The following is a 20,886-nucleotide window of genomic DNA, read 5'->3' as shown; positions in this document are numbered from 1 at the left end:
CCGCGTGGCTTATTTCGCCGCCGCTTCGGCCTGCAGCGCCTTCAGATCCCAGCAACTGTCGGGCTTGAGGTCGGCCTTGGTCGTCGCCTTCTCGAGCGTGTAGATGTAGGTGTGCGAGGTGCCGGCCGGCTGTCCGCTCTGCAGCAGGAACTTGATGATGGCGTTCATGTCGCCCGACTGGCGGGCAAGCTCGGTCATCACCACGGCGCCATAGGTGCCGTCGGCGAGCTTGTCGCAATCCGCGGCTTTTTCGCCACCGCCGGTGGTGACCAGGAACACCTTGCCGTCGAGCTTGGCGTCGCGGATCGCGGCGGATGCGCCGGTGGCGTCACCGTCCCAGAAATCGATGATCGAGCAGATGTCCGGGTTCTGCTGCAGCATCGTCGTCGTCACGTTGCGCGAGGTCGTCGCGTCCCAGTTGGAGTCGGGCTTGGCCACCACCTTGAAGTCGGGATGCTTGTCCAGCACCTTCATGATGCCGGCATACTGGTAGAGGCTGGAAGAGTTCGCCTGGTCGCCCTGCACCAGGCCGATTTTCTTCGACGAGTTTTCGCCGCAGCCCTTGATCGCCGCTTCGGCCTCGAGCTGGCCCAGCCGGTCCCAATCGCTGCCGACGAAGGCGTCGGCCGGGAAGTTGGCGGGATTGTCGACCAGAAGCACATAGGTGCCGGCGGCCTGCGCCTTCTTCATCAGCTTGGAATAGGAGTTGAGGTCCGGGGCGTGGATGATCAACACGTCGGGCCTGGTGTCCGACGAGATGGCGTCGGTGATCGCCTGCGCGCCGGCATCGACCACCCAGTTTGGATCGCGCGTCTCGAACGTGCCGCCCCAGGCCTCGACCTCCTTCTTCAGATAGTGCGCCCAGCCTTGCGCCAGATCGAAGCCCATCGCCAGCGGCACCAGCATGACGCGCTTACCCTTGAGCGCCTGTGCATAGGCCGCCGGACCCGGATCGTCGGCGGCGAAGGTCGGCGCCACGAAGGCGGTAACGGCGAGCGCCGTTGCGGCGGCCATAAGTGTCTTGATCAGTCTCATGTCACGTCCTCTGGTTCGGTTTTCATTGCCGGCCGATCGTCGCGATCGCGCCGGGTACCCCGAGCAAGATGGGCTAGCCCATCTGCTCTAAATGTCGCCTTGCTGCGCAGTCTGCTCGTCGCGCGGATTGATGATGCCGTCGACGATGATGGCCCCGAGCAGGATCGCCGCCTTGATCAGGTTCTGGTAGAGCAGCGGAATGTCGATGATGGTCATGGCGTTGAGCAGGATGCCGATCAGCGCCGCCCCCACCAGCACATTGCGCACCCCGCCTCGCCCGCCCGATAGTCCGATGCCGCCGATCACCGCCACCAGCACGATGTCGTAAAGCAGCGTCGAGTTGACGACGCGGGTGTTGATCGAATGCAGGCTGGCCGCCGTCAGCAGGCCGGCGATCAGCGCCACGAAGGCGGAGAGCACGTAGCGCAGCACCAGCATCGGCCGCACCGGAATGCCGATGTTGCGGGCGGCGACAGGATTGTCGCCGGCGAAATAGATGTAGCGCCCCCATTTGGTGTAGCGCAGGAACAGGAAGAACAGGAAAGCCAGGCCGGCAAAGACGAAAACCTCGATCGGGATATCGAGGAAGCGCAGGCCGCCAAGCAGTTCGACCCAATGGCCCTGCGGCACCGGCACGGCGTCCTGCGTGATCAGTTGCGAGCGGACATAGCCGAAGACGAATGAGCCGGTCGCCAGCGTCACGAAGATCGCCGGCACGTCGGCATAGGCGACGAGAAAGCCGTTGAGCAGGCCGATGGCGAGCACGCCGGCCAGCACGTAGGCGAAGGCCAGCCCGTCCGAGGTTCCGGTGTTGAGCAGTTGCAGATACCAGGCAACCGACATCGCCATGATCGCCACGGCCGACAGGTCGATGCCGCGCCCGATGATGACGACCGCCATCCCGAGCGCCAATATGCCCAGCACCGACACCGACCTGACGATGGCGACGAGGTTGTTGGGGTCGATGAAGCCCGGCAGGCCGATGGCAGCTGCAAGGAACAGCACCACTGCGATGGCAAAGACAATGCCTTCCTGATTCAGGCTCCTGAGATTTAGCCAGCCGATCGCATTCATGTCTGCATTCGCCCCGATGGCAGCGCTGCCATCCCGAAAGCAAAAGCTAATCGGCTCTGAGCTAGTTCGTCAAACGAATCCGCGTTCAGAACGCGGCCTTATGCCGAAATTCGCCGAGTGGACGCATCGATTGCCAAAACTGGCGCAATGCCCGGAAACTCCTGCATTTTTGGCAATCGATTTCGCCATCGCAGCCATTCGCGAAAGTGCCGCATCAAGGCGAAAGGATGAGGCGGAATTTATCTCCGCATCAGGCGAGAAAATCCGATTTTCAATTCCCCGGCGCGTGGCCGGAAACCTCGGCGCCCGCAGCTGGCGGCAGCACCAGAAAACGCAGCGCCGCCACCAGCCCGATGGTGCCGATCACGAAAAAGGCGATTCGAAAATCGACGAGGTCGAGCGACGGTTGCGCCCTGGCGATCTGCGACAGGTTGAGGATCGCCGCCGCCACGGCGACGCCGAACAGCATCGCCACCTGCTGCAGCATCGAGGACAACGTCGCCGCGGAGCTTCGCTGCGCGGCGTCGATATCGGCGAAGGCCAGCGTGTTGAGCGCGGTGAACTGCATCGAGCGCGACAGGCCGGCGATCAGCATCAGCGCCACCACCAGTGCCTGCGGCGTCTGCGGCGAGATCACCCCGCAAGCCATGATCGAGGCCGAGGCGATGATGCCGTTGACCACCATCACCGGGCGGAAACCGAAACGCCGCAGCGTCGGCGTCGTCACCGTCTTCATGCCGAGATTGCCGAGGAAATAGGCCAGGATCATCAGGCCGGCATCGACAGGCGAGAGGCCGAAGCCGAGCTGGAACAATAGCGGCAGCAGGAACGGCGTGGCGTTGATCGCCACCCGGAAGATGGTGCCAGCGGCAAGCGTCGAGATGGCGAAGGTCAACACCTTGAACGAGGAGAGGTCGAGCAGCGGATGCGGAGCGCGCCGCAGATGCCGCACCGCCAGCCAGCCGATGACGCCACCCGCCGTGATCAGCGCCGTGGTCGGCAGCACGCCATCCTCGGGATGCGCGATGCGCTCGAGACCGTAGAGCAGGCAGGCGAGCCCGAGCGACGTCAGGAAAAATCCCGGCCAGTCGAGCGGCTTCGGGTCCGCCTCGCGATCGCCCGGGATGAAGCGGGCGACCAGCGCCAACCCGATCAGCCCAAGCGGGATGTTGATGAAGAAATTCCAGTGCCAGGATAGATAGGTGGTGATGAAGCCGCCAAGCACCGGACCGACCACCGGCGCGAACAGCGCCGGCCAGGTGATCAGCGCGGTGGCGTTGAGCAGCTCGGATTTCGACGCATTGCGCAGGACGAGAATGCGGCCCACCGGCGTCATCAGCGCGCTACCCAGCCCCTGCACGGCACGTGCGGCAACGAATTCGGTCAGATTTTGCGAGAAACCGCAGGCGAGCGAGGCCAGCGTGAACAGCGCGATGGCCAAGAGGAAAATGTTGCGCGCGCCGAAACGGTCGGCGAGCCAGCCCGACAGCGGCACGAACACCGCCATGGTCAGCATGTAGACGGTGATGCCGATGCTCATCGCCACCGCCGGCACGTCGAAAGACTGGCCCATCTGCGGCAGCGAGGTCGAGATGATCGTCGAATCCAGCAGTTGCATGAAGAAGGCGATGGCAACGATTAGCGCCACGCGCCGTGCATTGGTGGCCGTTTCCGGCAAGGTCTCGGTCTCGGGAATGGCAGTCATTTCGGTCCGGTTTGAACAGCATTTAGCCGGCGGCGTCCAGACACGGCGCAACAAACTTTCGTGTCGCGTCGCGGCCTGCTATGGGATGCGCGGGTGATCGAGGAAAGTGCGTGCGCAAAATGAAGCCCATCTATATCGACTATCTCAATGCCCTCGACATTGAAGCGCTTGCCATGACCGATGGCGAAATCATCGCGGCGGTCGAGGCTGGCCTTGTCGCCCAGGGCAAGGGCCAGACGGTGATCGAGCCGCGCGTTCATCTCGAACCGGACCCATCCTTCCACGGCCATTTCAATGTCTTGCGCGGCTATGTGGCGCCGCTCGACACGGCGGGCGTGAAAATCGTCGGCGACTATGTCGACAACTATCTGCACGGCCTGCCCTCCGAATTCGGCATCCTCAATCTGTTCGATCCACGCACCGGCACGCCGCGCGCCATTCTCGACGCCACCGTCATTACCGACATGCGCACCGGTGCGGTCACCGCGATCGGCGCCAAGCATCTGGCGCGCAAGAATTCGAAGGTCCTGGCCCATGTCGGCGCGCGCGGCACCGCCTACTGGAACGTGCGGCTGCTCGACCATCTGTTCGACTTCGATGAAATCCGCGTCCATTCGCGCCGCCCGGAAAGCCGTGACGGCTTTGCCGCCAAGCTCTCCGCCCATCTCGGCAAGGCGGTCACGGCCGTAGCCGACTGGAAAAGCTGCGTCGAGGGCGCCGACATCGTCGTCGAGGCCTCACGGCTGCCGGAGCCACAACCGCTGCTCAAGACCGAATGGATCAAGCCCGGTGCGCTGGTCGTGCCCTATGGCACGATGAGCGCGGTGGAGCTGTCGCTGACCGACATCATGGAGAAGATGGTCGTCGACGATTGGGGCCAGTGCAAGGGCGGCAAGTTCGGCTCGCTACGCGCTCATGTCGAGACCGGGCGGCTCAGCGAGAAAACGCTGCATGCCGAGCTCGGCCAGATCGCCGCCGGCCTCAAGCCGGGCAGGCAGAGCGACGACGAGACCATCCTGTTCTGGCATCGCGGCCTGTCGCTCTCCGACATTGCGCTGGGCAAGGCGATGCTCGCCAAGGCAGGAGAAAGAGGCATCGGCCAGAGGCTGCGCTTCGCATGAGCGCGCTGGTCCTCACCGGAGCCGGCGTCAGCGTCGGTGATGTCGCCACCGTCGCCCGCCAGGCGCGCAAGGTAGAGATCGGAGCCGACATCATCGGCCGGCTGGACAAGGCGCGAAAAGTGCTCGACCAGGCCGCCGCCTCAGGCCAGCAGATCTACGGCCTGAACACCGGGCTTGGCGCCAATCTTGGCACCTCCGTCGAAGGCGACGCCAGCGCCTTCCAGCGCCAGCTGCTGCACGGCCGCAGCGGCGCGGTCGGTGAAACTCTGCCGGTAGAGGCCGTGCGGGCCACCATGGTCGCCCGCGCCTCGATGCTGTCGGCCGGCGGCTCCGGCCTGTCGCCCATGGTCTTCGTTGCTCTGGTCGACGCGCTCAATGCCGGCGTCCATCCGGTGATGCCGTCGCTCGGCTCGATCGGCGCCGGCGACCTCGTGCCGATGACCGCGCTTGCTCGCCTGCTGATCGGCGAAGGCGAAGCCGACTATCAGGGCCGGCGCATGCCGGCGGCCAAGGCGCTGATAATGGCGCGCCTCGCCCCGATCAGCCTGGCGCCCAAAGATGGATTGTCGCTGATCAACGCCTCGGCCGTCTCCGCCGGCAGCGGCGCCCTCGCGATCACGGATGCGCTGTCGGCGCTCGCCCAGCAGCAGCAGGCCGGCGCGCTGACCATGGAAGGTTTTGGCGCCAACCGCACCATCCTCGATCCGCGCCTGCAGATGGCGCGGCCGGCGGCCGGACAGCAGGAGGCGGCGAAGGCCTTGCACGACCTTCTCGCCCGCGACGAGATGCCGGTGCCCACGACCATTCAGGACCCGTTGTCGATCCGCTGCATGCCGTCGATCCACGGCGCGCTGATCGAGGCGATCGGCCAGGCAAAGAGTGCTGTCGAGATCGAACTCAACGCCGCCGCCGACAACCCGCTGGTGATCGGCGACGATGAACTGGTGATGTCGACCGGCAATTTCCACACGGCCTCACTCTCGCTTGCCTTCGAGACGCTCGGCCTGGCCATCGCGCAATGCGCCGCCGCCAGCGTTGCCCGCTTCATCCAGCTCACCGGTTCGGGCCGCAACGGCTTGACCAAATATCTGTCGCCCGTCGGCGGCGCCTCGGCCGGTTTCGTGCCGCTGCAGAAGACGGCGACATCGATCCTGGCCGCCATCCGCCACAAGGCCAATCCGGTGATGCTCGACTTCCTGCCCGTTTCGGAAGGCGTCGAGGACCATGCGACCCAGTCGCCCCTCGCCGTTTCGAAATGCGCCGGAATGATCGCGCTGTGGCGGCGGCTGATCGCCTTCGAATTGATGGCCGCCGCCCAGGCCGTCGACCTGCGTGAAGGGTTGACGCTGGCGCCGCGCACTGGCGCGATCTATGCGGCGGTGCGCGCGCATGTATCGATGCTGAAGGACGACCGGCCGCTGGGGATCGACGCCGAGGTGCTCCACGCCATGCTCACCGACGGAGCATGGAAAGGCGCTGCGGCGGTCAGCAAAGAAATCGAATAATCAGCTCTTTGCGTCTACCCTTTTCATGAACAGGCCGAGCTCGGCCGGGTCCATGCGCACGACGTGCCTGTCCTCGGGATAGGCGCCGCTGTTGACGTCGGCGACATATTCGGAGAACGCCGCCACCCGCTCCGCCTGCAGCCGGTCATACTCGGCGGCGAAATTGCGATAGACCTTGGAGTGACGCGGCATGTGGCCCCGGTTCTGGCCGAGAATGTCGTCGGCGAACAGATATTGCGCGTCGCAGCCGGTCCCCGCCCCCATCGACAGCATGATCAGCGAGGTGCGCTCGGAAATCGCCTTGGCCACCTCGACCGGCACCACTTCGATCTCGGCGCCGACAGCACCGGCGGCCTCCAGCTGTTTCACCGCCTCGAAAACCTGGATGGCTGTGTCGGCCGTCTTGCCGACCGCCTTGAAGCCGCCGGTCCAGGTGGCGCGCGACGGAATGAGGCCGACATGGCCGATGACGGGGATGGCATCGTCCGCCATGCGCTTGATGGTGGCGTAGCCGGCGCTGCAATAGACCGCGTCGGCGCTTGCCTTGTAGAGCCGGAAGGCCCAGCGCACGAAATCATCCGCCGTGCCGATCTCGAAGAAATTCTCGCCCGGCATGGTGAACAGGCTGGGCGCGGCATCGCGATATTGCGGGTTGAGCACCAATTCGGGTGGCACCGAGACGATATCGACCCCTGCCCGCTCGGCGGCCTCCGCCTCATCCAGGTTGAGCACGCGCAGCATGGTCAGCTGACGCTTGCCCTTCATCGCCCGCAGATCGGCGACGGTCGGTCTCTTTCGGCTCATTAAAGCGTCCCCTTTGTGATGCTGGATCGGTTGCCGCGCGTCAAATCTGGATCATCACCTTACCGGCCTCGATCTTCACCGGATAGGTCACGAGATTGACGCAGACCGGCGCGCCCTTGGCGGCACCTGTCTTGTAATTGAAGCGGCCATTGTGCTTGGGGCATTCGATGATGTCGTCCATCACCAACCCGTCGGCCAGATGCGCCTTCTCATGCGTGCAGTAGCCGTCGGTGGCGAAGAACTCGTCATCGGGCGAGCGGTAGACCGCGAAGGTGCGGCCGCCATGGTCGAAGCGGATGACATCCTCTTCCTCGACATCATCCACCGCGCACGCTTCAACCCAATCGGCCATCTCGGTCTCCTGCAAAATTCGCGATCGCTATTCGGCCGCAGCCGACATATCGACCTCGTGGAACTCGCCGCGATAGGGCCTGGCCGTCGGCGGCAGTTCGCGCTTGAGATAAGAATCCTCGTATTTCAGCTGCCTGAGCAGCACCGGCCAGACCTCGCGATAGGCATGCCACATCGACGGGTTCGGCTCCGGCAGGTCGTGTTTGATCAACTCATGCAGCCTGGGCAGCGCGTGATACGGCACCATCGGGAACATGTGATGTTCGACATGGTAGTTCATGTTCCAGTAGATGAAGCGGCTGATCGGGTTCATGTAGACGGTGCGGGTGTTGAGCCGGTGGTCGACGACATTGTCGGCCAGCCCAATATGCTGCAGCAGGCCGGTCGTCACCATGTGCCAGGTGCCGTAAAGGCGTGGCAGGCCGACCAGCACCAACGGGATCCATGACCCCAGCGCGATCGCGGAAGCGATCGTCGCAATGTACACGGCCATGTGCCAGCGGGCGGCGACGACAGCCTTGTGCTGTTCCATCTCGGGGATGTAGCTCTTCTCCTCCTCCGACAGGCTGCCGAAGGCCTGGCGCACCAGCGTCGGCAGCGAATAACGGAAATCGAGAATGCCGGTGAAGGCCAGCGCCGCCTTCAACAGGTCCGGCGGGCGCATGACCGCGATCTCGGCGTCGCGGCCGACGATGATGGTGTCGGTGTGGTGGCGGGCATGGCTCCAGCGCCATTGCACGGGATTGCGCATCAGCATGAAGGAGGCGATGTGGTAGACGACATCGTTCATCCAGCGCGTGCGGAAGGCCGTGCCATGGCCGCATTCGTGCCAGCGCGAGTCGCTCGACGAGCCGTAGAGCACGCCATAGACGAACAGGAACGGCACCACCCACCACGAGCCCCAGAACCAGACGATGCCAGCCGCCGAGCCGACGATGGCGGCGAGCCAGATGACGGTGTCGCGGATCGCCGGACCGTCCGAGCGCTGCATCAATTCCTTCATCGCCTTGCGCGGCACGTCGGTGTGATACCATTCAGCCGAGGCCAGGCCGGTCTCGATCGCCCTGCGCGTGCTTTCGCCGACCAGGCTGTAATCGCGCTTTTTTGCCATCGTCGTCACATCGACCTCCAATCGTCATGCACCGCTGGCAATCCGGTCCGCCGGCCGGAGGGCTTGCTTGGGACAAATGTTGCGCTCACGCCTTGCCCGCCAGGCTTGGGAAATTGCCGGAGGGCTGAGGATAATCCTGCTCGGGCTGGCGGGCGATGGCCGCGATCCTGCCTTCGGCCGCGGCAATCTCACCAGCACCGTCGAGCGCCCGGAACACTGTGTTATAGGCCCGGGCTTCGCCATGCTCCAGCCAGATCATCTCGCCGCGGTCGCGGGCGGCGAGATCGCCAAGCACATGATGGGTCGAAGGCTCGATGCCCAGCGCATACTGGCCGGCCTGGAAATTCTGCCATTGATAGGCGCAAGGCAATTGATCCTTGCGCGTCACCACTTCGAAGCCCAGGCCGAGCCGGTCGTTGACCACGGCAACAGGCACCTCGCCCTTTGCGTCGGCGCCCATCTCATGCTGCCACACCTGCTCGCTGAACCCCAATCGCGGTTCCGGCATGGTGCGGTAGCCGACCTTCTGCGCCTCGTAGCGCTCGCCGGCATGACCGGCCCACACCACGTCGCGGATTGGCGCCAGATAGCGCGAGCCCTGGTCGAGTAAGGGATGGCTGACATTGACATGGTAGAAATACATGTGCGGCGTGCGGTTGAAGCCATGGTTGACGACACGGTCGAAAAGCCGGACCTCGTTGCCGCCGACATCGGCCTCGATACGACGGATGAGATGCAGGTCCTCGCCGAACACCGCCGACTGCTGGACGATGCCTTCGGCCCACAGCACGCAGCGGTCGCCATCCCAGCTTTCGCCATAGCCGGTTAGCCGCGCCGGGATGGTGCCGACGCGACCGTGCAGCGAATGGATGATGGTTTTCTTGCCGGGGTAGTTGTAGTTTTCGGCCGGCACTTCTTCGCGGCCCAATATGTGGTCGAGGCCGCAGGTGACGAGCAGGCCGGAAAAGGAGCGCGCCCAGGCGAGCCCGCTTTCACCCTCATAGTCGTGCAGCCCGGGATGGCGGAAGCCGCTCGGGGAATGCCAGCCGATCGCCTGGCCCTTGAAGTCGCAATCGGCGATGTCGAGTGCGCGGTCGACCAGCGAGGTGAAGCGCAGGCCCGAGCCGGTGCGGAACTCCAACATGCGGATGCCGCGCTCCACGCCGTCGCCAAGCGTCATGAGCCGCACACCGGCGAATTGCGACAGCAGGCCGGAGCGCTCCGCCACCTGCCTTCGCGACAGCGTCTTGCCGTAAAGCTCTACCATGTCACGGCCGCTTCTTCACTGCACTGTCGTCCCTTCAATCGGCGGCACTAACGGCCTTCACAGACCGTTGGCGCGGAACTTCCCGTCGAGGAATTTCTTGGCGCGCGGCACGTCGTCTTCCGACAGATGCTCGATGATGACCGGGATGTTCGGGTGCTTTTCCGCCAGCCGCTTGAGGTAGAGGTCGTAGTTCAGCGAGCCGAGGCCAGGCGCCGGCAACTCGATCTCACCGACGCCCCGGAACGTGTGGCTTTCCATCGCATCGGCGTCGCCGATATCGGCGTGCTTCTCCGACTTGTCGTCGCCCGAGCGCTTGACGTCCTTGGCATGCGCGATCTTGATCTTGTCGGTCAGCGTGTCGAACACCTGGTTGAGGATCTGGTCCATCCTGTCGATGTTGTGCGTCTCGAAATAGTTGGTCGGGTCCATCAACAGGCCGAGGCCGGGATGGTCGACCTGCGCGAACATCTTCACCGTCTCCTCGACCGAGCCGACGACGTTGTTGACATAGGTTTCAAGCAGGAACACCGCGCCGTGGTCGTAAGCCGTCTGGGCGAGGTCCGCGATCACCTTGCGGCATTCCTCGAACCCCTCCTCGGTCTTGTTCTTGGGGTGATGCACCCAGTCGGACTCGGTGTTGTAGGTGCCGGTCTCCGAGATCACGTAAGGCGAGCCGAAATGGCGAGCGTTGCGGATGATCTCCTTGAGATAGCCCACGCGCTTGTCGCGCTCCGCTTTGTCGGGATGGATGATGTTGGTGTAGCCCGACACGCAGCAGACCGGCAAGTTGTGGTCGCGGAAAACATCACGCACCTTCTTGGCCTTGTCCTTGGTGATCTGCCCGGCCGACAGGTCGACATCCTTGAAGTGGAGGTCGAGCTGCACCGTGTTGAAACCAAGACCGCGGATCTTCTTCGCCGTCTCTTCGAGGCTGTACGGGAAATAGCCCGTAAAAATGCCTGCCTGCATCATGATCTTGAATTCCTCCCTGTAAGCGATTCAATTATCTGGTGTTTCAGTTGCGGTGATCAGATAGCGATTTCGGAAAGCTTGACCGTGCGCCTCGATGCCATCGAGCGGTAGCCTGCCTCGACGAGCGCCATGGTCTTGACGTTGTCGGCGACGGACAGCGCCGGCGGCGTACCGGTCTTCACCGCGTGCTGCAGCTGCTCCATGACGCCGATAAAGGCATGCGGGAACCACATCGTCTCCCAGCTTGGGCTGACCCATTCGCCGCCAGTGGTCTCGGCCGAAGCATAGGTCAACGTCGAGGCAGCGCCCGTCGGCCAGCCGATCGTGCCCTTGGCGACACCCTTGGTGCCATCGACGCGCCAGTTGATGTGCTGGTCGTCCTTGTAGCCTTCCTGGCGCGGACCGGACCAGACATCCTCCAGCGAAACCGCGAGCACGCCGGACGGGAAACGCAGCGTCGAGACGGTGATGCCATCCAGATGGTCGAATGTCGTGCGTGGGTCTTTCCGCGTGACTGTCGTGATCTCATCGGGATCGCCGAACAGGAAACGCAGCACGTCGAGATGGTGCACGCTCATATTGGCGAGGGTCAACCGGTCGTAATCCTCGAGAAACGTTTGCCAGTGCGGGATCGCGTGCATGTCGATCTGCGCGAAGACGATGTCGCCCAGCGCGCCGCTGTCGATAATCTGCTTCAGGACGCGCATCGACTGGTCGTAGCGCATGTTCTGATTGACCGAGACGACCTTGCCGGCCTTCGCCGCCTCGTCGCGCAGCTTGACGGCTTCCTCGACCGACAGCGCCAAGGGCTTCTGCGCCAGGATCGCCTTGATGTGCTTCTGCTTCAGCGCGTGGCGAATCAGCGCCGGCTGCAGGTCGGGCGGAAAGGCCAGGTCGATGATCTCGACGTTTGCATTCTCGATCAGCTGTTCCGGCGTGTCGTGCACGGTCGGGATCCCCCAGCGCGTGGCGACCTTTTGCGCATTCGGCCGCGTGCGCGAGGCGATCGCAACGACCGGAAACCCGGCCTCCTTGTAGGCGGCAAGATGGCACTCGGCCATGATCATGCCGGCGCCGACGCAGCCGATCCTGTATTCTTTCGTGCGGATCTTCACATCCGGCTCGAAGCCTTTGCCTGCCATGTCTTCCTCCCGAAATTCTGTCCTCGCGGCTGCAATCATCTCACCAGCGCGCCTCCGCTTTGCCCGAAATAATGCACGCGGGCGGGCTCGCAGAAAATCGCCACCATGGCGTCGGGCTTGATGTCGGGCTGGCCGCGCAACAGCGCCTTCAGCCGCGCCTGCCCGGCGGCGAGTGTCACGACGGTGTAACCACCAAGCGGCTCGACCTCGAACACCCGCGCCGGCCGGCCCTGGCCGCCATCCGCCCACGGCCTGACCTTGATATCCTCCGGCCTGAGCCCAATCTCGACGGCATCAACGGGGGCAGCCTTGTCGGCAATCCGGATTGTGCCTTCGGCGGCGTCGACGCCGCCCTCGCCCCGTGCGGATTTCAGTATATTCATCATGGGCGAACCGAGCAGCCGCGCCACATAGGTGCTCGCCGGACGGTCATAGATCTCGGCGGGCGCGCCGATCTGCCTGATCTTGCCATTGTCCAGTATGGCGATGCGGTCGGCGATCGACATCGCCTCTTCCTGGTCGTGGGTGACATAGATCAGCGTCTTGCCGAGCTCGCGCTGGATGCGCTTCAGCTCGACACGCGTCTCCTCGCGCAGCCGCGCATCGAGCGCCGAGATCGGGTCGTCCATCAGATAGGCGTTCGGGTCGCGCACAAGCGCACGCGCGATCGCCACGCGCTGCCGCTCGCCGCCCGAGAGCTGCGCCGGCGGCTTGTGCAGGATGTGGCCGATATGCAGCTTGGCCGCGACATCGGCCACCCGCCTTTCGATCTTTGCCTCGGCGACTTTGCGCTCGACCAGCGGGAAGCGGACATTGTCGCGCGCGCTCATATGCGGGAACAGCGCGAGGTTCTGGAACACCATCGCCACATTGCGATCGGCCGGCGACACCGCGTTGACCGGTCTGCCGCCGATCAGGATTTCGCCGGCGTCCGGCCTCTCCAGTCCAAGTACCAGGCGCAGCATCGTCGACTTGCCGGACAGTGGCGGCCCGAAGAAGCAGAAGAACTCGTTATCGTTGACGATGAACGAGGCATCGTCGACCGCGAGTGTGTTGCCGTAGCGCTTGGTCACATTGCGAAAAACGATGTCAGCCATCTCAACCCGCCTTCATCGCAACGCCGGAAGCCGCATCGAAGATACGCACGGACGAAGCCGCCGGCGCGACGACTGCGGTTTGCCCGATCGACAGCCCGACATCATTGTCGAACACCGCCTTCACGGCGCCATCGCCTTGGCCGAGATGGACGATGGTGCGCGCACCGATGCGCTCGACAAAGGTGACCGGCATGGCGAGCCCACGCCCGTCTTGCGCCAAAGCCACCTGCTCCGGCCGGAAGCCGTAGAGCATGTCGCCACGTGCACCGCGCAAGTATGCCGCCAATTCGTCCGGCAACGGCGGCGTGATGCCCAGCGGCCCGAGATCGATGACAAGGCCCCGATCGCTCTCCGCCGGCTTACCGTGGAGCAGGTTCATGCCCGGCGCGCCGATGAAGCGAGCGACGAAGACATTGGCCGGATTGTTGTAGACTTCGAGCGGCGTGCCGACCTGCTGCAGGACACCATGATCCATGACGGCGATACGATCGGCCATCGTCATCGCTTCGAGCTGGTCGTGGGTGACATAGACCATGGTCTGCCTGAACTGGCGCTGCAGCTGCTTCAGCTCGGTGCGCATGACAGCGCGGAAGGCCGCGTCGACATTGGAGAGCGGCTCGTCGAGCAGGAAGATCGCCGGCTCCATGATCGCCGAACGGCCGATCGCGACGCGCTGCAATATGTTGACGGACAGCCGGTCGGCCTTGCGGTCGAGCAGCGCCGTCAGTTGCAGCAGCTCGCCGATGGCGCCGACGCGGCGGTCGATCTCGGCTTTGGCGGCGCCCCGCATTCTCGGCCCATAGGCCAGGTTCTGGCGCACCGTCATATGGGTGAAGATGGCATAGTTCTGGAACACGAAGCCGACGCCACGCCGACCCATCGGCACGCCGGCCATATCGCGCTTGCCGAACATGATCCTGCCGCTGGTCGGCTCCTCCATGCCGGCGATCATGTTCATCGTCGTCGACTTGCCGCAACCGGATGGCCCGAGCAGCGCCATGAACTCGCCGTCTGCTATGTCGAGGTCCATGGTCTTCAGCGCAGTGAAGTCGCCGAATGTCTTGGTGAGGTTGCGCAGCTGGATCGCGCTCATGCCGCCACCTGCCTTGCCCGCGCCATACGCTTGATGGCGAACACGGCGACGATGGAGAGCACAATCAGGATGGCCAGCGCGATCGCCGCGACATAGCCCCAGATCAGGTCCTGCGTGGTGACCTTGTAGATGTAGACGGAGATCGTTTCGGTCGCGACGCCAGGGCCGCCGCCGGTCATGATGTAGAGCGTGTCGAATATCTTGAAGTTCTCGATCACGCGGATCGCCAGCGCGATGATGATGATGGTCTTCATCTTCGGCAGCGCGATGGTGACGAAGCGCTGCCATGGGTTGGCGCCAAGCAGCGTTGCCGCCTTGATCTGGTCCTCCGGCACGCCGACCAGGCCGGCAAGCAGGATGAGGAACATCAGCGGTGTCCACTGCCAGATATCGGCGATCATCACCGCGATCAGCGCAAGCGTGGGTTCCGACAGCCAGGCGATGGTGACTGATGTGCCCGTGATGGCGGACAGGATGTCGTTCACCGGGCCGCCTGACTGGAACAGCATGAAGAACATGTAGCCGGCCACCGCCGGCACCACCATCATCGGCATCAGCAGGATCGAATAGAAGATGCGCTTGCCGGGAAAATCGTCCGCGAACAGTGTTGCCAGTCCTAGGCCGAGGAGGAACTCCGCCGGCACGCAGACGATCATGACGAGCGCCGTGCGCTTCAGTGCGCTCCAGAAGCGGGCATCGGCGGCAAGGTCGGTGTAGTTGGCGAAACTGTTCCACATCTCCCAGGCATTCCACCAGCCGAGGCCCGAAAGCGGCGACCAGTCGGTGACGCTGATGTAGAGCTGCATCAAGAGCGGAAAGGCCGAGACGAACAACACCAGGATCTGCGCCGGCAGCGTCAGCCGGAAGCCCAGTCGCGCGCCCTCGTCGCGCAGGGCCGGCTTCGCACGGGCGGCACCCATTTCGTCCTCCGAAACAGTCACGGTCGCCGCGCTCATTGCTTGAGCGCCCCAAATGTCAGCCCGCGCACCAGATGGCGCTGGATGGCGATGCCCATGATAACCGGCGGCACGGCGGCGATCAGGCCGAGCGCTGCCTTGGCGCCATAGAGCTGGCCGGTCATCGAGGACGATAGCGAAGCCATATAGACCGGGATCGTCACCCATTCGCGCGTCGTCAAAAGCAGCGCGATCAGATAGTCCGACCAATTGAGGATGAAGACAAACAGGGCAGCGCTAGCGAGCGGCGCACGCATCATCGGCAGCGTGATGCGGGTGAAGACGCGCAGCCGCGAGCAGCCCTCGACCAGCGCCGCCTCCTCGATCTCGCGCGGCATGTCGTCGAAGAACGTCTTCATCAGCCAGAAGGCGAACGGCAAGGTGACGATGCCGTAGATCAGCGCCAGCCCCCACCAGCTGTCGGTAAAATTCAGGAAGGCCCACATGATCATCACCGGGATCATCACCGCCATCGGCGGAAACAACCGCAACTGGATCAGCGCCAGCGGCAGGTTCTGCCCCGAGCCGAAGCGCGACAGGCCATAAGCAGCAGCCGTGCCCGCCGACATGGCGATGGCCGTGCCGAACACCGCCGACAGCAGCGACGACAGGATCGGTTTCAGCGCCGTGCGGTCGAGCGCCACGATCAGGCTGTTGGTGGATTCGCCGAAGACGAACTGGAAATTGCTGAGTGTCGGGTTCTTCGGCCACCATCTCAGGTCGGCGCCGGTCGCCGACCATTCGGCGATCGGCTTGAAGGCCATTGACACCATCCACAGGATCGGCACCAGCGTCACCGCCATCGCCGCGAGGATCGCGGCATAACGAAATATCTCGAAAGGAACGGAACGCTTCATCTGGCTGCTTTTGCTGGTGGCGTTGAGTGCGGAGGGGAAGAGCTTTCGCCCCTCCCCTCCGGCTCGATCCAGGGAAACGGATCAGCTGATCGGATCGAGAACGGTCGGCCAGGCCTCCTTGTTGGTCCTGATGGCTTCGAGCAATTTGTCCTCGCCGATGCGCCGGGCGATCTTCTTCCACTCGGTCTCGGTGTCGGCCATTGCCTGTTCAGCGGTCTTGGCCTTGGTCAGCGAGGCCATGAGATTTTCGTCCAGCGCATTGTGGAAGGCGGTGGCGCCGGGATAGTTGATGGTCGGCACCGTGCGGGCGACCGTCTCGCGCACCACGTCCATGTGGTAGGCGTGGTAGGTCTGCCGCACCAGCGGATCGGAGAAATCGGACAGCCGGAACGGATCCAGATAACCGCCGGGATTGGCGCTCATCCAGGCGTAGATGCGGGCGGAGCCCAGCCATTGCAGCAGAAGGTAGGCGACCTCCTGGTTTTTCGACTGCGACGAGACCATGCCGGTCAGCGAGAACCACAGAACGGAGCGGCTGATCAGCTTGCCGTCGATCTCGCGGCCGGGCGGCAGCATCGAGCCGATCTTGCCGGTGACAGCCGAATCCTTGTTGCCGGGATTGTCGAGGAATTTCGGCAGGTTGGAAAAGGCACAGGTCATCGCCGCACCGCCCTTGGCAAAATTGCCGTACTGCTCCGGCCAACCCCACGAGATCGCATCCGGCGAGTGATGGGCGAGCGAGCCGACATATTCGTTGGTGGCGGCGATGCCATGCTCGGAATTGATCAGCGGCTTGCCGTCGTCACCGAACAGGAACTGGTTGGGCGAAGCCATCGAAACATAGCGCTGGTACCAGTTGGTATAGCCCCAGCCCTGGTTGCGCAGGTCGGTCGAGCCGAACAGGCCCTTGTCCGGGCGCTGGAAGAAGGCGGCGATGTCGCCATGCTGCTTCCAGGTCTTTGGCGGCGCCAGATCGTAGCCGTATTTGTCCTTGAACGCCTTCTGCTCGGCTGCGTCGCCGAACAGGTCGCTGCGGTAGACCCAGGTCTGGAAGTCCCCGTCCAGCGACACGCCATAGTTCGAGCCGCGATATTTGTTGAGCAGTGATACGCCCTTGGCTCCGTCGACATAGCCAGTCTTGGGATCATCCCACTCAGGCTTGTACTGGGCGACGAAGTCGTCGAGCTTGGCGATGCCGCCGGTCTCGGCGAGATCGCCGAGGCGGTTCCATTCGGTCGAATAGATGTCATAGGCCCCACCCTTGGTGGAGATATCCTGCATCGTCTTGGTGAATTCCTGGCCGTTCGGCAGGCCGACGATCTCGATCGGAATGCCGGTTTCCTTTTCCCACAGTTCCTTGATCGACGGCGCGCCGGCCGGGAAAGGCTGCGTGAGCTGGCCGATCGAGCCGTCCGACAGGCCGAGCACGATCTTGGCAGGTGCCTTGCCCGCGCCCTTCAGCGACTTGGCCGCCTCGATGGCACGGCCTTCAGGCGTGTCGGCGCCGTATTGGTAACGCTCGGCGCCCTCGAAGCCGGTCGGGCCGCCGATCATGCCAGGCGCCAGCGCGTCGGCCGCAAAGGCGCGGCCGGGACGAATGAATTGCGGCGCGATACCGGCCGCTGCCACGAACGCCGCCAACTTTCCTCCGGACGCCAGCAATCGGCGCCGCGATATGCGGATCAGATCAGACATTGGAATTCCTCCCTCAGGGCTCCATGTTTCCTCCACGAGCCCATGAGGGATATTGACGGCAGGATCGGAAGACTGTCAACATCATAAATAATCAAAACACCTCATAATATCGCAATGAGGCGAGGAAATGCGTCATATCAAGGTTCATATACCGCTCCTGATGCCTCGATTTGATGGGAAATGCGCCTTCCCATTCCGGAATAGCCGTGCCGGGCGACCTGATTTAGCCCGACGGCTTGCGCATCGGCCAAGGCCGGATACATCATTTCCCATCAGAATCGCCGACGGCAGACAGCCGGCATTGCGTGATCTTGATGCGTTGAGGAGATGAAAGACGTGCGTTCCACCCTGACCGACATAGCCCGGGAAGCCGGCGTTTCCGCCGCCACCGTCGATCGCGTGCTCAACAACCGTCCCGGCGTGCGGACGCGCACACGCGAGATCGTGCTCGAAATGGCGCAGCGTCTCGGTTACATAGCCGAAGGCCCGAACGGAGCAGCGCCCCGGCCCTCGCCCGGCGAGGTCATCCGGCTAGACTTCGCGCTGCCGGCCGGCACCAATTCCTTCATCAAGATGCTGCACCGACACATCGAGGCGCAGGCCTTGGCGCGCCCGGATCTCGATGTCCACATCGCCACCATAGAGGGTTTCAACCCCGACCGGCTCGCCCGCCTGCTGCAGGAATTGCGCGGACAGACGCAAGGCGTCGGCGTCATCGCGCTCGACCATCCGACGGTGCGTGAGGCGATCCGCTCGCTATCGGCCAACGACGTCAAGGTGGTGACCATCGCCTCCGACATCCTGCATGTGCCGAGGGTCGCGTATATCGGCATCGACAACCGCGCCGCCGGGCGGCTGGCCGGCTATCTGCTCAACCGTTTCATGGGGCCGGAGCGCCCCGGCAAGGTGGCGCTGTTTGCAGGCTCGCTTTCCTATCGCGGCCATGAGGAACGCGAGATGGGATTCCGGCACATATTGACCGAGGAATCCCCCAATCTCGAGATCGTCGAGATGCGCGAAATGCTCGATGATCGCGAAAAGGCTTATTCTGAAGCATCAGCACTGCTGGACCGGCACCCCGATCTCGCCGCGATCTACAATGTCGGCGCCGGCAACACCGGCATCGCCCGCGCGCTCAAGGAACGCGGCCGTGCGCAATCGATGGTCTTCCTCGGCCATGAGGTGACGGACGGCACCAAGGACCTTCTGCTCGACGGCACGCTGGATGCGGTCATCGACCAGAACCCGCGCGTCGAGGCGCGTGAGGCGCTCAACACTCTGACCCAGGCGGTCCGGGGACTACCCTATGAGCTGCACCAGCCAAGGCTGCAGGTGATCTTCAAAGAAAACATCCCGGAGATTTGAGCGGCTAGCTTTCTGTTTTAGCCCTTATGACCGCCTGGCCATCCGTGCCAGTGCGGATGGCTAACCGATCACCGGAAACGATCCCACCACTATCACATACCACCAGCGGCATACTTTTCCCGTACAGAAACTCCGCTACGATCGCCCCCACCGCCAGGATCGGATCCGGCCGCTCCAGAAGAATGCCAGCCGGCGCCGTACCCCGGCGGATCGCTTCGGCCAGGACGGAGGATGAGGAGGACGACCCTCGCCCGCTTGGCATGACCAGTATCCTGCCGGCGACATTCTGGCCCAATCCAGGATGCGAATGGTCGATGATTTCCCCCGTCTCGGCGTCGATGCCACCCCAGAAACTGAGCGGCTGCGAGAACACCAAAGCCGGGCCATCGGCCTCACCGGCGAGTTGGAAAGTGCCCAGCCTATCGGCCGCGTCCTTTGCAACGGGCTGCGTCATGAGGCACCCCGCACGACATGTCCGGCCGCTGCGGAGCGGATGCAATCCCTCATCTCGGCGAAGGCTACGGTCACGCCGATATTGCCCGGTGCGTAATGCGCCCATTTGCCGGAATTGGTCATCACCACGCCGTCGAGCCGCTCGAGGATGGAGGTGACATAGGTGCACGTGTCGGCGACCGGGATCAGGCCGAATGCCTCCATGCCGGCCAGCGCGCCTTCCTCCTGCAACCGCGTCAGCGTCGCGCGTCCAGTGTTGACATAGATAGGGATGCCCTTGCCCGGCGCTGCCTCGCGCAGCATCGGCAACAGGCGCGTCCATTCCTCATGCGAGAAATGCGGCGTGCCCAGCGACACTGCGGCAAGTGGCGCCCCGTCGGCCACTCCGGACAAGCTGGACAACGCATGATCGATATCTGCCCGGGTGATGCGGATCGTCTCATCCGGCGCGTGGCCGTGAAACGCTTCGTCGAGCATGTTGGCCTCCGGCGTGATGCCGACCGCATGGAACAACGCCACGGCACCGGTCGTCGCGGCCGCCGCGCCAAGCGCCTTGAGCTGATCCTCGTCGCGCGGCCGCGGCAGGCCGGCAATGACCGGAATGCGGTCGCCACTGACTTGTCCGACGATCAGCCCGACGCCGACGAACAGGCTGTCGCTCGGTTCGGCTTCAACGATGTCCAGCTCGAACAGGATGCGGCCGCGCCGGTTTTCGCTGAGATGCAGGCCCCAGGCCGGTGCGCGCCCGGTCATGGCGCAGCACAAATCGATGAAGTCGCCATAGCGGTTGGTGCGCGCGCCGATCACCGAATTGGCGAAGACGATGGCATTGGATTCGCCCCAGGCGATCTGTTGGCCGAATTCAGGCCGGAACCGGGTCTGGTAGGGCGCGCAAGTGAAGGTCGCCTGGCAGCCAAGCTCCAGATGCGCCTTCATCAGCCGCCGCGCCGGCACCTCTTCCGCCGCCGGCATCTTCACCATGCCCGGATGGATGAGGTCGAACGAGCCGACATTGAGCGTCGTCGGCACCTGCACGCGCCCGCCGCCCTCGACCAGCCGTTCGACGAAATCCAGCCCGGCCTTGCCGTGATAGAGACAGCCGTCGATATGGGCACCGCTGATGTCGAGCAGGCCGCATGCGCCGATGGCGTTGGAGAACGCGACGAGGATTTTCATGGCGGCGGCTGCCGACGGGCCTTGCTCGCCGTCGAGCATGGATCGGTCACGCGCCATCAATTCCAGCGTCATCGGAATGCTCCGGACTTATGCCCGGCTATGCTGTT

At 63.8% G+C, this 20,886-nt stretch carries 19 protein-coding genes; 3 read left to right on the top strand and 16 right to left on the bottom strand.

Annotated features, from left to right (window positions below; all coding sequences use genetic code 11):
- Nucleotides 1-9 precede the first annotated feature (9 nt).
- The 3 genes from FJV83_RS10395 to FJV83_RS10385 all read right to left on the bottom strand — a co-directional run bounded on the left by FJV83_RS10395 (nt 10) and on the right by FJV83_RS10385 (nt 3,814).
- A complete protein-coding gene (locus FJV83_RS10395) occupies nt 10-1,035 on the bottom strand; it encodes a sugar ABC transporter substrate-binding protein (protein WP_095773833.1) in 1,026 nt (341 codons plus the stop codon).
- Nucleotides 1,036-1,122: 87 nt separating this feature from the next.
- Nucleotides 1,123-2,109, bottom strand: a complete 987-nt coding sequence (locus FJV83_RS10390; RefSeq protein ID WP_142887161.1) for an ABC transporter permease — start codon at nt 2,107-2,109, stop codon at nt 1,123-1,125.
- 271 nt (nt 2,110-2,380) lie between these two features.
- Nucleotides 2,381-3,814, bottom strand: coding sequence for a DHA2 family efflux MFS transporter permease subunit (locus FJV83_RS10385; protein ID WP_095790742.1), 1,434 nt, complete (start codon nt 3,812-3,814; stop codon nt 2,381-2,383).
- Between the two features lie 119 nt (nt 3,815-3,933).
- Between FJV83_RS10385 and FJV83_RS10380 the strand changes: the two genes are divergently transcribed.
- Both FJV83_RS10380 and hutH read left to right on the top strand, forming a co-directional pair.
- Nucleotides 3,934-4,935 carry an ornithine cyclodeaminase family protein gene (locus FJV83_RS10380; protein ID WP_142887162.1) on the top strand — a complete coding sequence of 334 codons (1,002 nt, stop codon included), beginning with the start codon at nt 3,934-3,936 and terminating at the stop codon, nt 4,933-4,935.
- Nucleotides 4,932-6,440 (top strand): histidine ammonia-lyase, encoded by a 1,509-nt coding sequence (gene hutH, locus FJV83_RS10375; protein WP_142887163.1) that lies wholly within the window; start codon nt 4,932-4,934, stop codon nt 6,438-6,440. The genes FJV83_RS10380 and hutH overlap by 4 nt, the downstream gene beginning before the upstream one ends.
- Here the strand turns inward: hutH and FJV83_RS10370 are convergent, their stop codons facing one another.
- The 11 genes from FJV83_RS10370 to FJV83_RS10320 all read right to left on the bottom strand — a co-directional run bounded on the left by FJV83_RS10370 (nt 6,441) and on the right by FJV83_RS10320 (nt 17,785).
- Complete coding sequence (locus FJV83_RS10370; protein ID WP_142887164.1) at nt 6,441-7,244, bottom strand: 3-methyl-2-oxobutanoate hydroxymethyltransferase; 804 nt, start codon at nt 7,242-7,244, stop codon at nt 6,441-6,443. It lies immediately after the preceding gene.
- Nucleotides 7,245-7,284: 40 nt separating this feature from the next.
- The gene (locus FJV83_RS10365) at nt 7,285-7,596 is read right to left on the bottom strand and encodes a MocE family 2Fe-2S type ferredoxin (RefSeq protein WP_095787828.1); all 312 of its coding nucleotides are present in this window, start codon (nt 7,594-7,596) and stop codon (nt 7,285-7,287) included.
- 27 nt (nt 7,597-7,623) lie between these two features.
- On the bottom strand, nt 7,624-8,706 hold the full coding sequence (locus tag FJV83_RS10360) for a fatty acid desaturase family protein (RefSeq protein ID WP_095774023.1): 1,083 nt from the start codon (nt 8,704-8,706) through the stop codon (nt 7,624-7,626).
- Nucleotides 8,707-8,791: 85 nt separating this feature from the next.
- Nucleotides 8,792-9,973 (bottom strand): aldose 1-epimerase family protein, encoded by a 1,182-nt coding sequence (locus FJV83_RS10355; protein ID WP_095773826.1) that lies wholly within the window; start codon nt 9,971-9,973, stop codon nt 8,792-8,794.
- 57 nt (nt 9,974-10,030) lie between these two features.
- The gene (locus FJV83_RS10350) at nt 10,031-10,945 is read right to left on the bottom strand and encodes a sugar phosphate isomerase/epimerase (protein ID WP_095773825.1); all 915 of its coding nucleotides are present in this window, start codon (nt 10,943-10,945) and stop codon (nt 10,031-10,033) included.
- A gap of 56 nt (nt 10,946-11,001) precedes the next feature.
- On the bottom strand, nt 11,002-12,087 hold the full coding sequence (locus tag FJV83_RS10345; protein WP_142886649.1) for a Gfo/Idh/MocA family oxidoreductase: 1,086 nt from the start codon (nt 12,085-12,087) through the stop codon (nt 11,002-11,004).
- 35 nt (nt 12,088-12,122) lie between these two features.
- Entirely contained in the window at nt 12,123-13,184 is a 1,062-nt protein-coding gene (locus FJV83_RS10340) for an ABC transporter ATP-binding protein (protein WP_142886650.1), read from the bottom strand.
- 1 nt (nt 13,185) lies between these two features.
- Nucleotides 13,186-14,277, bottom strand: a complete 1,092-nt coding sequence (locus FJV83_RS10335; RefSeq protein WP_142886651.1) for an ABC transporter ATP-binding protein — start codon at nt 14,275-14,277, stop codon at nt 13,186-13,188.
- The gene (locus FJV83_RS10330) at nt 14,274-15,233 is read right to left on the bottom strand and encodes a sugar ABC transporter permease (RefSeq protein ID WP_142886652.1); all 960 of its coding nucleotides are present in this window, start codon (nt 15,231-15,233) and stop codon (nt 14,274-14,276) included. Before FJV83_RS10330 ends, FJV83_RS10335 begins: the two co-directional genes overlap by 4 nt.
- The gene (locus FJV83_RS10325; RefSeq protein ID WP_095773820.1) at nt 15,230-16,090 is read right to left on the bottom strand and encodes a carbohydrate ABC transporter permease; all 861 of its coding nucleotides are present in this window, start codon (nt 16,088-16,090) and stop codon (nt 15,230-15,232) included. Before FJV83_RS10325 ends, FJV83_RS10330 begins: the two co-directional genes overlap by 4 nt.
- 81 nt (nt 16,091-16,171) lie before the next feature.
- The gene (locus FJV83_RS10320; protein WP_142886653.1) at nt 16,172-17,785 is read right to left on the bottom strand and encodes an extracellular solute-binding protein; all 1,614 of its coding nucleotides are present in this window, start codon (nt 17,783-17,785) and stop codon (nt 16,172-16,174) included.
- A 336-nt stretch (nt 17,786-18,121) separates the two neighbouring features.
- Here FJV83_RS10320 and FJV83_RS10315 point away from each other — a divergent pair, with 336 nt between their 5' ends.
- Nucleotides 18,122-19,150: a LacI family DNA-binding transcriptional regulator gene (locus FJV83_RS10315; RefSeq protein WP_095774022.1), complete on the top strand. Its 1,029-nt coding sequence runs from the start codon at nt 18,122-18,124 to the stop codon at nt 19,148-19,150.
- Between the two features lie 4 nt (nt 19,151-19,154).
- Here FJV83_RS10315 and FJV83_RS10310 read toward each other — a convergent pair whose 3' ends face one another.
- Complete coding sequence (locus FJV83_RS10310; RefSeq protein WP_095790735.1) at nt 19,155-19,604, bottom strand: DUF126 domain-containing protein; 450 nt, start codon at nt 19,602-19,604, stop codon at nt 19,155-19,157.
- Nucleotides 19,601-20,851: an aconitase X gene (locus tag FJV83_RS10305; RefSeq protein WP_142886654.1), complete on the bottom strand. Its 1,251-nt coding sequence runs from the start codon at nt 20,849-20,851 to the stop codon at nt 19,601-19,603. Before FJV83_RS10305 ends, FJV83_RS10310 begins: the two co-directional genes overlap by 4 nt.
- Nucleotides 20,852-20,886: the final 35 nt, after the last annotated feature.

The organism is Mesorhizobium sp. WSM4307 (assembly GCF_007003945.1).
Classification (GTDB): domain Bacteria; phylum Pseudomonadota; class Alphaproteobacteria; order Rhizobiales; family Rhizobiaceae; genus Mesorhizobium.
The sequence above is the reverse complement of the archived record's forward strand: the minus strand, read 5'-3'. Positions and strand labels throughout refer to the sequence as shown.

What these genes read in the sequence shown, in the direction of transcription:
- FJV83_RS10395 (WP_095773833.1), bottom strand. Translation starts at nt 1,035, where the DNA reads ATGAGACTGATCAAGACACTTATGGCCGCCGCAACGGCGCTCGCCGTT.
- FJV83_RS10390 (WP_142887161.1), bottom strand. Translation starts at nt 2,109, where the DNA reads ATGAATGCGATCGGCTGGCTAAATCTCAGGAGCCTGAATCAGGAAGGC.
- FJV83_RS10385 (WP_095790742.1), bottom strand. Translation starts at nt 3,814, where the DNA reads ATGACTGCCATTCCCGAGACCGAGACCTTGCCGGAAACGGCCACCAAT.
- FJV83_RS10380 (WP_142887162.1), top strand. Translation starts at nt 3,934, where the DNA reads ATGAAGCCCATCTATATCGACTATCTCAATGCCCTCGACATTGAAGCG.
- hutH (WP_142887163.1), top strand. Translation starts at nt 4,932, where the DNA reads ATGAGCGCGCTGGTCCTCACCGGAGCCGGCGTCAGCGTCGGTGATGTC.
- FJV83_RS10370 (WP_142887164.1), bottom strand. Translation starts at nt 7,244, where the DNA reads ATGAGCCGAAAGAGACCGACCGTCGCCGATCTGCGGGCGATGAAGGGC.
- FJV83_RS10365 (WP_095787828.1), bottom strand. Translation starts at nt 7,596, where the DNA reads ATGGCCGATTGGGTTGAAGCGTGCGCGGTGGATGATGTCGAGGAAGAG.
- FJV83_RS10360 (WP_095774023.1), bottom strand. Translation starts at nt 8,706, where the DNA reads ATGGCAAAAAAGCGCGATTACAGCCTGGTCGGCGAAAGCACGCGCAGG.
- FJV83_RS10355 (WP_095773826.1), bottom strand. Translation starts at nt 9,973, where the DNA reads ATGGTAGAGCTTTACGGCAAGACGCTGTCGCGAAGGCAGGTGGCGGAG.
- FJV83_RS10350 (WP_095773825.1), bottom strand. Translation starts at nt 10,945, where the DNA reads ATGATGCAGGCAGGCATTTTTACGGGCTATTTCCCGTACAGCCTCGAA.
- FJV83_RS10345 (WP_142886649.1), bottom strand. Translation starts at nt 12,087, where the DNA reads ATGGCAGGCAAAGGCTTCGAGCCGGATGTGAAGATCCGCACGAAAGAA.
- FJV83_RS10340 (WP_142886650.1), bottom strand. Translation starts at nt 13,184, where the DNA reads ATGGCTGACATCGTTTTTCGCAATGTGACCAAGCGCTACGGCAACACA.
- FJV83_RS10335 (WP_142886651.1), bottom strand. Translation starts at nt 14,277, where the DNA reads ATGAGCGCGATCCAGCTGCGCAACCTCACCAAGACATTCGGCGACTTC.
- FJV83_RS10330 (WP_142886652.1), bottom strand. Translation starts at nt 15,233, where the DNA reads ATGAGCGCGGCGACCGTGACTGTTTCGGAGGACGAAATGGGTGCCGCC.
- FJV83_RS10325 (WP_095773820.1), bottom strand. Translation starts at nt 16,090, where the DNA reads ATGAAGCGTTCCGTTCCTTTCGAGATATTTCGTTATGCCGCGATCCTC.
- FJV83_RS10320 (WP_142886653.1), bottom strand. Translation starts at nt 17,785, where the DNA reads ATGTCTGATCTGATCCGCATATCGCGGCGCCGATTGCTGGCGTCCGGA.
- FJV83_RS10310 (WP_095790735.1), bottom strand. Translation starts at nt 19,604, where the DNA reads ATGACGCAGCCCGTTGCAAAGGACGCGGCCGATAGGCTGGGCACTTTC.
- FJV83_RS10305 (WP_142886654.1), bottom strand. Translation starts at nt 20,851, where the DNA reads ATGACGCTGGAATTGATGGCGCGTGACCGATCCATGCTCGACGGCGAG.